Here is a 13,017-nt window from a genome sequence, read left to right as displayed (position 1 = left end):
GCACTTTCTCGGCTGCAAGGTTACGCCGTTTCATTTGCACCTAACATAGGGTCGTCGTCACGCCTTGCCAAGGCAAACCGAACGCGGCGCGGGCATTTATCAGGATCATCGTTTACGCTTATGGCGGTTTTGCGGATCGCCAGGAACGCGCCTCGGCACTCACGCTTGCACTGCCGCTCAGTCGCTCTCCGCCATCATGGCGGGCGGCTCGGAAAACACAGGAAGCCCGAACAGTCCGGCAATGGCGTTTGCCAGCGGCAGATCGAACAGCGGCAGATGGCTGTCGAAGGGCGCCAGCACCGCTTCGGCCGAGAACCCCGACGTCACCGGCTCGCCGCTGCCGGAACGCAACCGCGGTCGCGTGCGGAACGCGCGGGCGACAACGCCGGCGGGCACGCCGTCCCAGCGAGATGTCGCCGTGCCCCCGTCCGCATCGACGAAGAGCGCAGAGCTGCCATGATTGCCGATGCGCCAGCGGCCGTCCCATACAGCCTCGCCGCCTGCAGCGATCTCGAGCGCACCGATCCCGCGCATCTCCCGATACATAAACAGCCCCTCGCGGCGGCGGTCGAACGCCACGCGGCCAGCCGTCATCCGTGTCGGCTCGCCCCCGCGCAGAAATGCGGCGAGACGATCTGCCGCAGCCCTTTCCAGCCGATGCTCGCGTCCGCCGAGCACGGCGACGACGCTCAGAAACGCCTGCCAGTTGGCCCGCTCCTCCAGTGCAGCGATCGAAGCAGACGGAAGCTGGGCGAGCGATGCGTCGAACACCTGCATGTGGCGGGCAAGGTAGGCCGCCCCTTCGCCTGCGTGCCGGATGCGCACTGCCGCGGCGGACTGCGCCGTCTTGTCCAGAAGCTCGTCCGCCCCGTCCTTCCGGATGCGGACGCGCTCGAAGGCGCGGTTCTCGTTGCTGGGATCCTCAAGCCAGGGCTGGTCAATGCCCTTCAGATAGGCCCGGATCTCCTCGCGCGAAACGCCGAGAAGCGGCCGCAGCACCCAGATGGAGCGAAAAAGCAGCGTCGCAGGCGCAATGCCCGCAAGCCCCGCCCCTTCGGTGCTGCGTGCCGCCCGCATGGCAACGGTCTCGCGCCGGTCATCGCGGTTGTGCGCAGTCAGGATGGCGTCGGCGCCGATGGCGCGGGCTGCCTCGGCAAGCAGCGCATGGCGCACAGCCCGCGCCGCCGCCTGGATGCCGCGTGCGGGCTTCTCGCCGGCCCAGCGGCGTGTGACATGCGCGATCCCGCGGCGCGCGCACACGTCCGCGACCCAGCGCGCTTCTTCCGCCGAGGCGTCGCGCAGCGCATGGTCGACGGTGCAGGCTGCGACCGTGAAGCCCGGATGCCGGCCGGACTGCAACGCCGCATCCAGCGCCATCAGCAGGCCAATGGAATCGCCGCCGCCGGACACGGCGACCAGAAGTTTCGCGGGTTTGGAAAAGTTGTTCAGAAAGCGGGCGATCGCATCGCCGATGCCCTGGCCTTGTGGGCGCATCGCGAAATCGCTCCGTGTGCGGTTCAGCAGGCCAGGCGGCTCTGTTCGCTGGAAACCTTCGCTTTCACGGCCTTGGAAGCATTGGGATAGCGCTTGCCGACTTCTCGCAGCGTCGCGCACGCGGTGTCGCGATTGTCGAGTGCGGCGAGCGACATGCCGAGCTTGAGCAGCATTTCCGGCGCCTTCTTCGACTTGCCGTAGGTCTGGTGGGCGTTCAGGAACGTCTTCGCAGCATCGTTGAAATTGCCCTGCGAATACTGTGCTTCACCAAGCCAGAAGCTGGCATCGGCGGCCTTGTCGCCTTCGGGGAAAATGTCGAGATAATCGCGGAAGCCCTTCTCGGCCTCCTGATAATCACCCTGCAGCACGTGCCCGTAGGCGGCGTTGTAGATGTCGTCCGGCCTGTCGAGCCCGCTTGTGGCCGTGCCGCTCGCAGACGGCAGGCTGGCGCTGAGGTCGGGAGCGGCACCACTGCCGATCGACGCGCTTTCGTTCATGTCGGTGCCGACCGGGTTGCCCTGCTCGTCGAAGCGGATCGAACCGAGCGTCGTCTCCTGCTTGCCGAGATCGTCCGCAGCCGCAGTGTCGGAGGTGCCCGCGGCGGATGTATCCGCCGGGAGCTGGTTTGCCGCCGTCTGGCTGTTCTGTCCGTCCTGGCCGAGCGGCTTCTGCAGCGCACCGCTCTTGCCCGAGCCCTTGCCGCTTTCGAGATCCTGGAAGCGGTACTCGTTGTCTTCCTGGGTCTTGCGAAGCTGCTCCTGCATTTGCAGCAGCTGGAAGCTCATTTCCTCGATCCGGCCGTTCAGCGAGCGGATCTGCTCCTCGAGCTGGCCGATGCGCATGAGCGAGTCATCGGATTGCGCCAGCACGATGGTCTTGTCCCCCTTCCCGCCGCCAGGCGAAAAATGGTTTGCCAGCGCCGAGAGCGGAGACGCGTGCAGCGCGCTCACCGGCCCTGCGAGGGCTGCCAAGCCGATGAGGCTTGCCGCGAAGATTTTCTTCATCCTTGCTTGTCCTGTTGGTCCAAAATCGCGCATCGGTGCGCCGCCGCAGGTTTTTCCATATGCTTTCAAAAAGCAACGGAGTTCGGCCAAAGTGTGATAAAAAACTGCGCCCGCAAGGGCAATGCCGCATTTCCCGCAAACCGCCCGGAGAAACGAAAAAAGCCCGCCATCTCTGGCGGGCCCTGCAGATCGACAGCGAGGCTGCCGGCCTGATTACATGCCCGCGCCACCGAGGACGGTGACGGCGCGCCGGTTCTGCGACCAGCACGAAATGTCGTCGCAGACGGCAACCGGCTTTTCCTTGCCGTAGGAGATCGTCTTCATGCGGCTGGCCGGGATACCACGGCTCGAAAGGTACTGCTTCGTCGAAGCGGCACGGCGCGCGCCGAGCGCGAGGTTGTATTCGCGCGTGCCGCGCTCGTCGGCATGGCCTTCGATCGTGATCGCATAGTTCGGGTACTTCTGCAGCCACTGCGCCTGCTTGTCGAGGGTCGCAGCCGCATCGGCCCGGATTGACGTCGAGTCGGTGTCGAAGAAGATGCGGTCACCGACGTTGACGGTGAAGTCCTGCGGCGAGCCCGGGGTCGCATTGTTCAGGCCAAGTTCGCCTGCGCTGTTGGGCATATTCTTCTTGTTGGCGCAACCTGCGAGCGCCAGGCCCATGAACAGGGCTATGATCGCGGGGTTGCGGGCGAGGGTCTGCATGCGGCCAGCGGCCGGGACTTCAGTGCGGCTCATGAGCCGGTCTCCTTAGCATCAGTTCAACAGGGCTTGGGTTTCAATCAGGGTTGCCAGACTGTAACCGCACGCGGTTAATCGGCATTCAACGATCATGGTTAATGAATGGTTACGCAAATACCCCCTGTCGTCCGCCTCAGAATGACGAACGCCGCCGAATCCCTCGTCTTCCAGCCCTGATTTAACGGACTTTGAGGCGAGAAAGCGGCGGCGACGTCACAATTGGTTGCAGCTGGTTACAATGCAGATCGATTACTCAAGCAGCGGCGACCATGCCGGGTCGGACGCGTAACCGGCAGTCGGGATCTGCTGCTCGTTGTAGCCGGTGAGGTCGATCGAGAAGAGCTGCGGGCCGCCGGCGCCTGCCGGCTGGCGGAAGAACATCAGCACGCGGCCGTTCGGCGCCCAGGTCGGGCCCTCGTTGTGGAAGCCCGTCGTCAGGATGCGCTCGCCCGAACCGTCCGGCTTCATCACGCCGATGGAAAACTTGCCGCCCGACTGTTTGGTAAACGCGATCAGGTCGCCGCGCGGCGACCAGACCGGCGTCGAGTAGGAGCCGTCGCCGAACGAGATACGGTTCTGCCCTGATCCGTCGGCGCCCATGACGTAAAGCTGCTGCCGGCCGCCGCGATCGCTTTCGAACACGATCCGCGCGCCATCGGGCGAATAGGACGGGCCCGTGTCGATCGCCGCCGTCGAGGTCAGGCGGGTGGTGGTGCGCGAGCGCAGGTCCATCGTGTAGATGTTGGCGTTGCCGTCCTGCTGCAGGCTCATGATGACCCGCTGGCCGTCCGGCGAGAAGCGCGGCGCAAACGTCATGCCGGGGAAATTGCCGACGACCTCGCGCTGGCCCGTCTCAAGCTGAAGCAGGTAGACGCGCGGCTGCTGCCCCTCGAAGGACATGTAGGTGATTTCCTGCCGGCTCGGCGAAAACCGCGGCGTCAGCACGATCTCGTTGGAGTTGGTCAGCGCGCGCGCATTGGCGCCGTCCTGATCCATGATGGCGAGCTGGCGCTTGCGGGCGTTCTTCGGGCCGCTTTCGGCGACATAGACGACGCGGGTGTCGAAGTAACCCTTTTCGCCGGTGATGCGCTCATAGATCGCGTCCGCGATGATGTGGGCGACGCGACGCCAGTTTTCCGGCTGGGTGTAGAACTGCTGGCCGGTCATCTGCTGGCCGGCAAAGGTGTCCCACAGGCGGAACTCGGCGCGAAGACGGCCGTCGCCTTCCTGCGAGACGCGGCCGGTGACGAGCGCCTGCGCATTGATGACCTTCCAGTCCTCGAAGCGCGGCGGCTGGTCGGGATTGCTGATCTTCTCGATGAAGGCCTGCTTGTTGACCGGCGCGAACAGGCCGGAGCGCTTGAGGTCGGCCGCGATCACGTCGGTGATCCGCTGGCCGAGGTCCCCGCCGGCGACGAAATCGGTCACGGCGATCGGCAGCGGCTCGACGTTACCCTTGTTGATGTTGATCTCGACGAGCGCCATGGCCGGCGACACGGTCGCCGCCAGGCCCGTCAGGCCGGCTGCGGAATGAAGAAAAGTGCGTCTCAGCATGCGTTCTAGGCCTTCCTAGTTTATGCCACCTGGCATCACATCATCTCGCTTGGATCGAAGTTCACCACGACTTCGCTCCAGGCGTCGTATTTGTCCTTGGGCAGCTTGTCGAACGGCGCGGACTTCAGGATCGCCCGGCGCGCGCCGCCGGCAAGCGCGCGACGCGCCGCCTCGGATCCGCCCGTCGCGACCACGTCCGGCTCACCGACGATATTGCCGTCCTGATCGAGCTGCATGGTCACCTTGATCCGCACCTCGGTCGCATCCGCCATGCCGGGGATGATCGACCAGTTGTTCTGGATCAGGCCGCGCAGCGCATCCATCTCGCTCATCGAGAGCTTGGAACCGCCGGTCGTCTTCTTGCCGCCGAGCGAGGCCGTCTCCGTCGAGCGCTTGGCGCCGCCACCCTTGCTTTCCGTCTTGTTCAGAAGGGCAGCCACCTCGTCGGCGTTGAAGTCACTTTCCTTGGCGGAAGCCGACTTCTTCTGCTCCTTCTTCTTTTCCTCGTTCTTGCGGTCCTCGGTCTTGGCCGTCTGCGCCTGGGCGGGCTTCGGCTTGGCCTCGGGAACGGGTCCCGTCTCCGGCAGGGCTTCGGCCTCGGCTACCTCGGCGGGGGCTTCTTCGGGCGGCTTTTCCTCTGGCGTGGCGTCCGGCTTCACGTCCTGCTTGGGCTCGGCCTCGGCGGCGACCTCCGTCGCCGGCGTCGTTGCCGGTTCGGTCTTCTGCACCTCTTCCACCGGTTCCTCGGCCGGCTCGGGCGTCGGCACCGGCTTGTCGGCCTTCGGCGGCGCGGCGGCCGTCTCCGTGCTTTGCGGCTTCTCGTCCGGCGTCGGCGGCGTCTTCAGGTCGATGTCGTTGTCGCCCGCGTTTTCAGCGTTCTCGACCACGTCCTGCCGCTTGGTCGGAACCGGCGCGGACTTTTCGGCCATCGGGGCCTTCTTGTCGCCCTGCTGGATCTGCGTGAGTTCCTCGATCGGCACGATGTCGACCGGCATCGCCTCTACGTCGGCGACGTCGAAACTTTCCGGGCTGCCGATCGATACCAGTGCCCAGGTGAGCACCAGTACGTGCAAGGCGGCGGATGTGGCGAGGCTGCCCTTCATCGCGGTCTTCAGTTATCCGGTTTCTGCTCTGTGACGAGGCCGATATTGGTGAAGCCAGCCGACTGGATCCGCGACATGACGTCGGCGATCACGCCGTAGGGCGCTGCGCCGTCGCCGCGAACGAAGATCCGCTCGGTATAGCCCGTCGTGGCGACCGCCTCGAGTTTGGCAGCGATCTCCTCGACCGGGATCGCGGTTTCCTGCAGGAACACCGCACCGTCCGCCTTCACCGAAATCGTGATCGGCTGCGTCTCGGAGTTCAGCGCCTTGGCCGAGGTCTTCGGCAGGTCGAGCGGCACACCGACAGTCATCATCGGCGCGGCCACCATGAAAATGATCAGGAGCACAAGCATAACGTCGACGAACGGCGTGACGTTGATTTCACTCATCACGGCCTTGCGACCGCCGCGCCTGCGGCGTCCGCCGCCGCCCTTAGCTCCACCGACTGACATGCCCATGGATGGATCTCCTGCTGAGGCCGGTTACTGCGCCGCCTGACGCGGCTGCAGCTTCTCGTCGATCTGGCGCGAAAGGATGGCGGAGAATTCGTCGGCAAAGCCTTCCATGCGTGCGGTCAGCTTGCCGGCGTCGGCCGTGAACTTGTTATAAGCGATAACGGCGGGGATAGCGGCCAGGAGGCCGATGGCCGTCGCCAGCAGCGCTTCGGCGATACCGGGCGCCACGACGGCGAGGTTCGTCGACTTCGAGCCGGCGATCGCCTGGAACGAGGTCATGATGCCGACGACGGTGCCGAAAAGACCGATGAAGGGACCGGCCGAACCGATCGTCGCGAGCGAACCCAGACGGGCTTCGAGTGCCTCGGATTCCCGTGCCAGCGTCACGTCCATGGCCCGGTCGATACGCATCTGCAGCCCGATCGGAGAACGCGCACCGCGCTCGAAGCTCTTCTTCCATTCCCGCATGGCCGCCACGAACATCGCGCTCATGCCGGAGGTCTGCCGGTCGGACAGGGTGCGGTAAAGCTCCTCGAGCGACTGCCCGGACCAGAACACCTGCTCGAAGCTGTCGAGTTGCCGGCGAGCCTTGCCGAATGCGAGCGTCTTGTCGACGACGATCGCCCAGGTCCAGACCGATGCCGCGATCAACCCGATCATGACCAGCTTCACGACGAAGCCGGCCTGCATGAACAGCGACCAGAGGCTCACGTCCGTCGATGCTGCTGCCAAACCTACCTGTTCCATAGACTTCCGTCCCCGAATCCAAACACCCGGCACGGGCTTCTGGCCATCGCACCGGGTCTTCATCCCTTTGCCGGACCGGCATCAGAACCACTTTCGGGTCTGCCGGGGCCGACGTTTCGCCAAGCCTGGGTACCTGCGTCCGCCTTAGTCCGCAGCGGTTTCCCGAGCTCTTCAAGAATGTCCGGTTGATGTTGCCGGCTGCCACGCCGATCCAACGCTTTCAACTGCCTTCTTGCCGTCAATTTTGGTTAAAGGATGACGTGCAGCGCACAAAATCCAGTGCGTTCAGTAAGACATCATTATGGTTAAGGGAGTATTACCGGCGGCGAATCTTCGGGGCCCGGCCGCTTCTTTGGTCGCCCGTCGCGGAACCTGTGCCCGCAAGGTGACGTCCCCCGGTTCAGCTTTCCGGCTTCGAAGCCCGCTGCAGGAACTGCTGTGCCAGCCCGTCCGGCAGCCGGCGCGGACGCCCTTTGGCATTAACGACCGCAATCACCACCTTGGCGGCGAGGAGGATCTGCTCGCCGCGCCGCACCTCCTGCTGCAGCACCATCTTGGCTCCGCCCGCCTTTTCCGTCCGTGTCAGGATGGTAACGATGTCGTCCATCTTCGCCGGCGCCTTGAAGTCGATTTCCATCCGGTGGACGACGAACATCAGGCCTTCCGAATCGCCTTCTATTGCAAGCGATCCCTGCTCGACGCCGAGGCAGCGCAGATAGTCGGTTCGGGCTCGCTCCATGAAATGGAGATAGCGGGCATGATAAACGAAACCGGAAAAATCGGTGTCCTCGTAGTAGACCCGCTGCACCAGCCTGTGGCCGTCCGTGGTCAGTTCGCCCGAAAGCGCATGGTCCAAGGTCGTCATTCAACCATCCGATGTCTGCCGGCCGATGCCGGCCAAATTTCGCCTTCTGTGAAGGAACCGGAAGACAAAATCAAGAATTGTACTCCTGTCACATTCGGTCACTATGAGGGGACCGGTCTCAACGCAGAGAGGAAATTCCATGGCGTCGGCGATGAAGATTGCGGTACTGGGCGGGGATGGTTTCGTCGGCTGGCCGACAGCGCTTCATCTTTCGAATGCCGGCCATGAGATCCACATCCTCGACAATCTCTCGCGCCGCTGGATCGATACCGAACTCGGCGTCCAGTCATTGACGCCGATGGATTCGATCCAGGAACGCACCCGCGTATGGCACGCCGTCACCGGCCGCCGCATCCACTTCCACCTGATCGATCTGGCTCGAGACTACGAGCTTCTGAAGAACTGGCTGCGCCAGGAACGGCCCGATGCCGTCATCCACTTCGCCGAACAGCGCGCGGCCCCCTACTCAATGAAGAGCGACCGCCACAAGAACTACACCGTCAACAACAACGTCAACGCGACGCACAACCTTTTGAACGCGCTCGTGGAAACGGGCATCGACGCCCATCTGGTCCACCTCGGAACGATGGGCGTATACGGCTACTCCACCGTGGGCGCCGCCATCCCCGAAGGCTATCTGCCGGTCGGCGTCCAGACGATGGGCGGCGAGACGGTCAACCAGGAAATTCTCTATCCCGCCAATCCCGGCTCCGTCTATCACATGACGAAGTGCCTGGATCAGCTGCTGTTTCAGTTCTACGCCAAGAACGACGGCATGCGGATCACCGACCTGCACCAGGGCATCGTCTGGGGTACGCACACGCGCGAGACGCGGCTGCATCCGCAGCTCGTCAACCGGTTCGACTATGACGGCGACTACGGCACGGTGCTGAACCGCTTCCTCATACAGGCGGCGATCGGCTATCCGCTGACCGTGCACGGCACCGGCGGCCAGACCCGCGCCTTCATCCATATCCAGGATTCGGTGCGCTGCATCGAGATCGCGCTCAACAATCCGCCCGCCCGCGGCGCGCGCGTCGAGATCTTCAACCAGATGACCGAGACCCATCGCGTGCGCGACCTCGCCCAGATGGTGGCCGGACTGACGGACAGCGACATCGCCTGGCTGCCGAACCCGCGCAAGGAAGCGGCTGAGAACGACCTCGTGGTGGAGAACGCGAAGTTCCGCGAGCTCGGCCTCGAGCCGATCCGCCTCGCCGACGGGCTGCTGGGAGAAATCGTGGATGTGGCGAAGAAATTCGCCTACCGTGTCGATCGTTCGCGGGTGCCGGCCGTTTCCGCCTGGACGCGGGACATCGCAGCCACCGTGAACCACGACCCCGAAGGCCGGAGACTAAAGTCCGTATCATGACGGAAGAAGAGCGCGCGCAGCATGGTATCCGACGGCATGACGCCGCGGGAGAAAAGCGCGCCTATGTGACGCTGGTCACCAACGACGACTATGGCAAGGGCGCCGTCGCCCTCATCCGCTCGCTGCGCATCACCAAAACGACGGCGGACATCGTCGTGCTGCATACGCCGGCGCTGGGCGAAGCAAGCCGCGAGACGCTTGCGAAGCTGGGAGCGCGCCTCATCGAGGCGGACCTGCTGCCGCTTTCGGACGCGTTCAACGCGCGTCACGCCCGTCGCACGCTGCACGAGGTGGCACCGTTCACAAAGGGTGGCAAGCCCGCCTTTCACACCCCGCTCGACAACTTCGTCAAGCTTCGGCTCTGGCAGCTCATCGAATACGAAAGCTGCATCTTCATCGACGCCGATGCGGTCGTGCTGCGCAACATCGGCCGGCTGTTCGCCTACCCCGAATTCTCCGCAGCACCCAATGTCTATGAGAGCCTGCGCGACTTCCATCGCCTGAATTCCGGCGTGTTCGTCGCCCGCCCGTCTGCGGCGACGTTTGCAGCCATGCTGCAGCGCCTGGACTGCCCCGACGCCTTCTGGCCGCGCACGGACCAGACGTTCCTGCAGGCCTTCTTCCCGGAATGGCACGGCCTGCCGGTGTTCATGAACATGCTCCAGTACGTCTGGTTCACCATGCCGGAACTTTGGAACTGGAAGAGCATTCATGTCCTGCATTACCAATATGAAAAGCCTTGGGAAGCGAATCATCCGAAGACGGAGGCGCTGATGCCGTTGATTGAGCTGTGGCATGCCTTCCATGAGGGAGACCCGTTGCCCGACATCGACAGCCTGCCCGATCCTGCAAGCCCTTTGCACCCGCAGCAACCGGCCGGCCAGGTCGGCGGATGACGCGGGTCCTCGTCTCGGGCGGTGCCGGCTATGTCGGCCGCTTCATCGTCGAGCACCTGCTTGCCAGCGGCTACAAGGTCACTGTGGGCGGACGCACGCCGCCACCAGCCGGGTTCTTCAGTCGTGACGTTGCCTTCGTCCCCCTCCATCTCGATCCCGATATCGACCAGATCGACGCTTTCGAGAACATCTACTACTTCGTCCACGCCGCCTTCGCGCACATCCCGGGCAAGTATCGCGGCGGCGAAGGCGACGACCCGCAGGGTTTTCGCCGGGCCAACCTGGACGGCTCGGTGCGTCTGTTCGAAGCCGCAAAGGACGCAGGCGTCCGCCGCTGTGTGTTCCTGTCCAGCCGCGCCGTCTATGGTCCACAGGCGCCGGGCGTGCCGCTTTCCGAGGACATGCAGGCAAGGCCGGATACGCTTTACGGCCGGGTGAAGCTCGACGGCGAACGCAGCCTGCAGGCGCTCTGTTCGCACAACTTCATCACTGCCTGCCTGCGGGTGACCGGCGTATACGGGCCGGCAGGCCCGGGTCGTCCGCACAAATGGCAGGCACTTTTCGAGGACTATCTGGCCGGGAGGCCCGTTCCCGTCCGTGTCGGCACAGAAGTTCACGGCGACGATGTTGCCTCTGCCGTCCGGCTGATGCTGGAGGCCGACCCGATGCGCATCAACGGCGAGGTCTTCAACGTTTCGGATGTCCTCGTCGACACCCGCGACATCCTGACATTCGTCAAGGCGGCACAGAACTGTCTGCATCCGCTACCCGCACCCGCAGAACGTGCAGGCTTCAATTCCATGGCAACAGACAGAGCCCGGATGCTCGGCTGGCAGCCGGGTGGAATGGAAAGGCTTGCGGCAACGGTTGAGACCCCGACGAACGGAGCTTAGAGCGCATTCCGCAAGGGGCGAACGGCTTCAGACTGCATTCCGCCTTCGGAAAGTCAGTCGCCGATATGCATCCGCACCGAGCCGATCCCCCTGTCGCCACACGGCAATTCGACTTCCGGAGGTGTCGGGACCCGGAAGCCGCCTTCCAACGGCAAACATCAGTCGTCTTCGGAAAACAGCCGGAACTGCGAAGCTTCCAGATCCTTCGGCGGCTGCAGGCCCAGATGTTTCCACGCATTGGCAGTGAGCACTCGGCCGCGCGGCGTGCGCTGGATGAAGCCCTGCTGGATCATGTAGGGCTCGATGATGTCCTCGATCGCGTCGCGTGGCTCAGACAGCCCGGCTGCGATCGTTTCGATGCCGACCGGCCCGCCGCCGAAATTATGCGCGATCATCGAGAGATAGCGCCGGTCGAGTTGGTCGAGGCCCATCTTGTCGACGAGAAGCCGTGTCAGAGCCTCGTCGGCGATCTCCTTGGTCACAGCTTCGGCGCGTGCGACTTCGGCGAAGTCACGCACGCGCCGCAGGAGCCGCCCGGCGATGCGCGGCGTGCCGCGTGCCCGGCGCGCGATCTCGCGGGCACCCTCGTCGGTCATGCCCAATCCCAGCAGCCGTGCGCCGCGGCGCACGATCGATTCCAGTTCCTCGACGGTATAGAAATTGAGCCGCACCGGAATGCCGAAGCGGTCGCGCAGCGGCGTCGTCAAAAGCCCGAGGCGGGTCGTTGCCGCAACCAGCGTGAACTTCGAAAGGTCGATCTTGACCGAGCGCGCCGCCGGCCCCTCGCCGATGATCAGGTCGAGCTGGAAATCCTCCATGGCAGGATAGAGAATTTCCTCGACGGCCGGGTTGAGCCGGTGGATCTCGTCGATGAACAGCACGTCGCGCTCTTCCAGATTGGTCAGAAGGGCGGCGAGATCGCCGGCCTTGGCGATGACCGGGCCCGAGGTCGAGCGGAAGTTGACGCCCAGTTCCTTCGCCATGATCTGCGCCAGCGTCGTCTTGCCGAGGCCGGGCGGACCGACGAACAGCACATGGTCCAGCGCCTCGCCCCGGTTCTTGGCGGCCTCGATGAAGATCTTCAGGTTGGCGCGCGCTTCAGCCTGGCCCGTGAAGTCGTCCAGCGTCTGCGGCCGCAACGCCGCATCCACGTCCTCGCCGCGCCGTTCGGAAGAAATGAGCCTTGCGGCATCGGTCATGAGAGCAGTTCCATTCCAGGGATCGCCTTCGCTGCCTTGCGATCAAACGTTAAAACTTTGCGGCAACCGGCCTTCAGGGCCGCCCAGGCGACGAGGTAATCAGCGAGATCGGAAATCGCCGCATCTGCCATCAGTAGCGTCGCCTCCAATTCTTCAGCGTACTCGACGATCACCTCGGCCGACACCAAAAGATGGCGCAGCATCTCCGTTATCTGCGGCTGCGGATAACCGAGCCTCCGCTGCAGGACCCACACCGTTTCGGCAAGAACGACCGCGCTCAGGTAGACCGGGTCCTCCTCGGTGCGCTCCGACAGGAACCGCCGCGCAACCTTGTTCTGTTCCACGTCGTCATCGACAAGAAAACGCAGCAGGACATTCGTGTCGACGCCAATCATTTGGAACCGTCGCGCCATTCGCGCACGATCCGCGCATCGTCTTCCGCCACCGCGTCCATGATCGCGTCGTCGACTTCTTCGATGCCTAAGCTCTGATCGTTTGGCGGGCGGCCAAGAAAACCTGCGAGATCGGCCAGGCGCCCGTTCTTCACCCGCAGATAGACCCGGTCACCGCTGATGACGTAGCGGATCTTGTCGCCCGGCTTGAGGTTCAGCGCCTCGCGGATCTCCGCCGGAATGGTCGTCTGGCCCTTCGAAGTCAGGGTACTGTCGTAAACGCCCATGGCCTTCTCCTTACT

General features: G+C 64.0%; 14 protein-coding genes. 3 read left to right on the top strand and 11 right to left on the bottom strand.

Annotated elements, in window-relative coordinates:
- Positions 1 to 177 precede the first annotated feature (177 nt).
- The 8 genes from tilS to ybgC all read right to left on the bottom strand — a co-directional run bounded on the left by tilS (position 178) and on the right by ybgC (position 7,963).
- Entirely contained in the window at positions 178 to 1,494 is a 1,317-nt protein-coding gene (gene tilS, locus CRO48_RS06275; RefSeq protein ID WP_097137362.1) for a tRNA lysidine(34) synthetase TilS, read from the bottom strand.
- A 23-nt stretch (positions 1,495 to 1,517) separates the two neighbouring features.
- Positions 1,518 to 2,498 carry a tol-pal system protein YbgF gene (gene ybgF / locus CRO48_RS06270; RefSeq protein ID WP_097137359.1) on the bottom strand — a complete coding sequence of 327 codons (981 nt, stop codon included), beginning with the start codon at positions 2,496 to 2,498 and terminating at the stop codon, positions 1,518 to 1,520.
- 213 nt (positions 2,499 to 2,711) lie between these two features.
- A complete protein-coding gene (pal, locus tag CRO48_RS06265) occupies positions 2,712 to 3,236 on the bottom strand; it encodes a peptidoglycan-associated lipoprotein Pal (RefSeq protein ID WP_097137357.1) in 525 nt (174 codons plus the stop codon).
- A gap of 252 nt (positions 3,237 to 3,488) precedes the next feature.
- The gene (gene tolB / locus CRO48_RS06260) at positions 3,489 to 4,793 is read right to left on the bottom strand and encodes a Tol-Pal system beta propeller repeat protein TolB (RefSeq protein ID WP_176526668.1); all 1,305 of its coding nucleotides are present in this window, start codon (positions 4,791 to 4,793) and stop codon (positions 3,489 to 3,491) included.
- Positions 4,794 to 4,828: 35 nt separating this feature from the next.
- Positions 4,829 to 5,896 (bottom strand): hypothetical protein, encoded by a 1,068-nt coding sequence (locus CRO48_RS06255; protein WP_097137355.1) that lies wholly within the window; start codon positions 5,894 to 5,896, stop codon positions 4,829 to 4,831.
- 8 nt (positions 5,897 to 5,904) lie between these two features.
- Complete coding sequence (tolR, locus tag CRO48_RS06250; RefSeq protein ID WP_097137353.1) at positions 5,905 to 6,354, bottom strand: protein TolR; 450 nt, start codon at positions 6,352 to 6,354, stop codon at positions 5,905 to 5,907.
- Positions 6,355 to 6,378: 24 nt separating this feature from the next.
- The gene (tolQ, locus tag CRO48_RS06245) at positions 6,379 to 7,098 is read right to left on the bottom strand and encodes a protein TolQ (protein ID WP_097137351.1); all 720 of its coding nucleotides are present in this window, start codon (positions 7,096 to 7,098) and stop codon (positions 6,379 to 6,381) included.
- 400 nt (positions 7,099 to 7,498) lie between these two features.
- Positions 7,499 to 7,963 (bottom strand): tol-pal system-associated acyl-CoA thioesterase, encoded by a 465-nt coding sequence (gene ybgC / locus CRO48_RS06240; RefSeq protein ID WP_097137349.1) that lies wholly within the window; start codon positions 7,961 to 7,963, stop codon positions 7,499 to 7,501.
- Positions 7,964 to 8,114: 151 nt separating this feature from the next.
- Here ybgC and CRO48_RS06235 point away from each other — a divergent pair, with 151 nt between their 5' ends.
- From CRO48_RS06235 to CRO48_RS06225, 3 genes are read left to right on the top strand one after another with little or no spacing between them, the layout of a single operon-like run.
- The gene (locus tag CRO48_RS06235; RefSeq protein WP_097137521.1) at positions 8,115 to 9,335 is read left to right on the top strand and encodes an NAD-dependent epimerase/dehydratase family protein; all 1,221 of its coding nucleotides are present in this window, start codon (positions 8,115 to 8,117) and stop codon (positions 9,333 to 9,335) included.
- Complete coding sequence (locus CRO48_RS06230) at positions 9,332 to 10,231, top strand: glycosyltransferase (protein ID WP_097137347.1); 900 nt, start codon at positions 9,332 to 9,334, stop codon at positions 10,229 to 10,231. The genes CRO48_RS06235 and CRO48_RS06230 overlap by 4 nt, the downstream gene beginning before the upstream one ends.
- A complete protein-coding gene (locus tag CRO48_RS06225; RefSeq protein WP_097137345.1) occupies positions 10,228 to 11,124 on the top strand; it encodes an NAD-dependent epimerase/dehydratase family protein in 897 nt (298 codons plus the stop codon). Before CRO48_RS06230 ends, CRO48_RS06225 begins: the two co-directional genes overlap by 4 nt.
- A 158-nt stretch (positions 11,125 to 11,282) precedes the next feature.
- On the opposite strand, the gene ruvB is transcribed toward CRO48_RS06225, so the two are convergent.
- Genes ruvB through CRO48_RS06210 form a run of 3 tightly spaced genes read right to left on the bottom strand, consistent with a single transcriptional unit; the run spans position 11,283 to position 13,002 of the window.
- Positions 11,283 to 12,323 carry a Holliday junction branch migration DNA helicase RuvB gene (gene ruvB, locus CRO48_RS06220; RefSeq protein ID WP_097137343.1) on the bottom strand — a complete coding sequence of 347 codons (1,041 nt, stop codon included), beginning with the start codon at positions 12,321 to 12,323 and terminating at the stop codon, positions 11,283 to 11,285.
- Positions 12,320 to 12,718: a PIN domain-containing protein gene (locus CRO48_RS06215; RefSeq protein ID WP_176526667.1), complete on the bottom strand. Its 399-nt coding sequence runs from the start codon at positions 12,716 to 12,718 to the stop codon at positions 12,320 to 12,322. Before CRO48_RS06215 ends, ruvB begins: the two co-directional genes overlap by 4 nt.
- Positions 12,715 to 13,002, bottom strand: coding sequence for an AbrB/MazE/SpoVT family DNA-binding domain-containing protein (locus CRO48_RS06210; protein ID WP_097137339.1), 288 nt, complete (start codon positions 13,000 to 13,002; stop codon positions 12,715 to 12,717). Before CRO48_RS06210 ends, CRO48_RS06215 begins: the two co-directional genes overlap by 4 nt.
- Positions 13,003 to 13,017 lie beyond the last annotated feature (15 nt).

The sequence above is a fragment of the Rhizobium subbaraonis genome (assembly GCF_900220975.1).
Classification (GTDB): Bacteria; Pseudomonadota; Alphaproteobacteria; order Rhizobiales; family Rhizobiaceae; genus Mycoplana; species Mycoplana subbaraonis.
This window is presented reverse-complemented; position numbering and strand designations above follow the sequence as displayed.

What these genes read in the sequence shown, in the direction of transcription:
- tilS (WP_097137362.1), bottom strand. Translation starts at nt 1,494, where the DNA reads ATGCGCCCACAAGGCCAGGGCATCGGCGATGCGATCGCCCGCTTTCTG.
- ybgF (WP_097137359.1), bottom strand. Translation starts at nt 2,498, where the DNA reads ATGAAGAAAATCTTCGCGGCAAGCCTCATCGGCTTGGCAGCCCTCGCA.
- pal (WP_097137357.1), bottom strand. Translation starts at nt 3,236, where the DNA reads ATGAGCCGCACTGAAGTCCCGGCCGCTGGCCGCATGCAGACCCTCGCC.
- tolB (WP_176526668.1), bottom strand. Translation starts at nt 4,793, where the DNA reads ATGCTGAGACGCACTTTTCTTCATTCCGCAGCCGGCCTGACGGGCCTG.
- CRO48_RS06255 (WP_097137355.1), bottom strand. Translation starts at nt 5,896, where the DNA reads ATGAAGGGCAGCCTCGCCACATCCGCCGCCTTGCACGTACTGGTGCTC.
- tolR (WP_097137353.1), bottom strand. Translation starts at nt 6,354, where the DNA reads ATGGGCATGTCAGTCGGTGGAGCTAAGGGCGGCGGCGGACGCCGCAGG.
- tolQ (WP_097137351.1), bottom strand. Translation starts at nt 7,098, where the DNA reads ATGGAACAGGTAGGTTTGGCAGCAGCATCGACGGACGTGAGCCTCTGG.
- ybgC (WP_097137349.1), bottom strand. Translation starts at nt 7,963, where the DNA reads ATGACGACCTTGGACCATGCGCTTTCGGGCGAACTGACCACGGACGGC.
- CRO48_RS06235 (WP_097137521.1), top strand. Translation starts at nt 8,115, where the DNA reads ATGAAGATTGCGGTACTGGGCGGGGATGGTTTCGTCGGCTGGCCGACA.
- CRO48_RS06230 (WP_097137347.1), top strand. Translation starts at nt 9,332, where the DNA reads ATGACGGAAGAAGAGCGCGCGCAGCATGGTATCCGACGGCATGACGCC.
- CRO48_RS06225 (WP_097137345.1), top strand. Translation starts at nt 10,228, where the DNA reads ATGACGCGGGTCCTCGTCTCGGGCGGTGCCGGCTATGTCGGCCGCTTC.
- ruvB (WP_097137343.1), bottom strand. Translation starts at nt 12,323, where the DNA reads ATGACCGATGCCGCAAGGCTCATTTCTTCCGAACGGCGCGGCGAGGAC.
- CRO48_RS06215 (WP_176526667.1), bottom strand. Translation starts at nt 12,718, where the DNA reads ATGATTGGCGTCGACACGAATGTCCTGCTGCGTTTTCTTGTCGATGAC.
- CRO48_RS06210 (WP_097137339.1), bottom strand. Translation starts at nt 13,002, where the DNA reads ATGGGCGTTTACGACAGTACCCTGACTTCGAAGGGCCAGACGACCATT.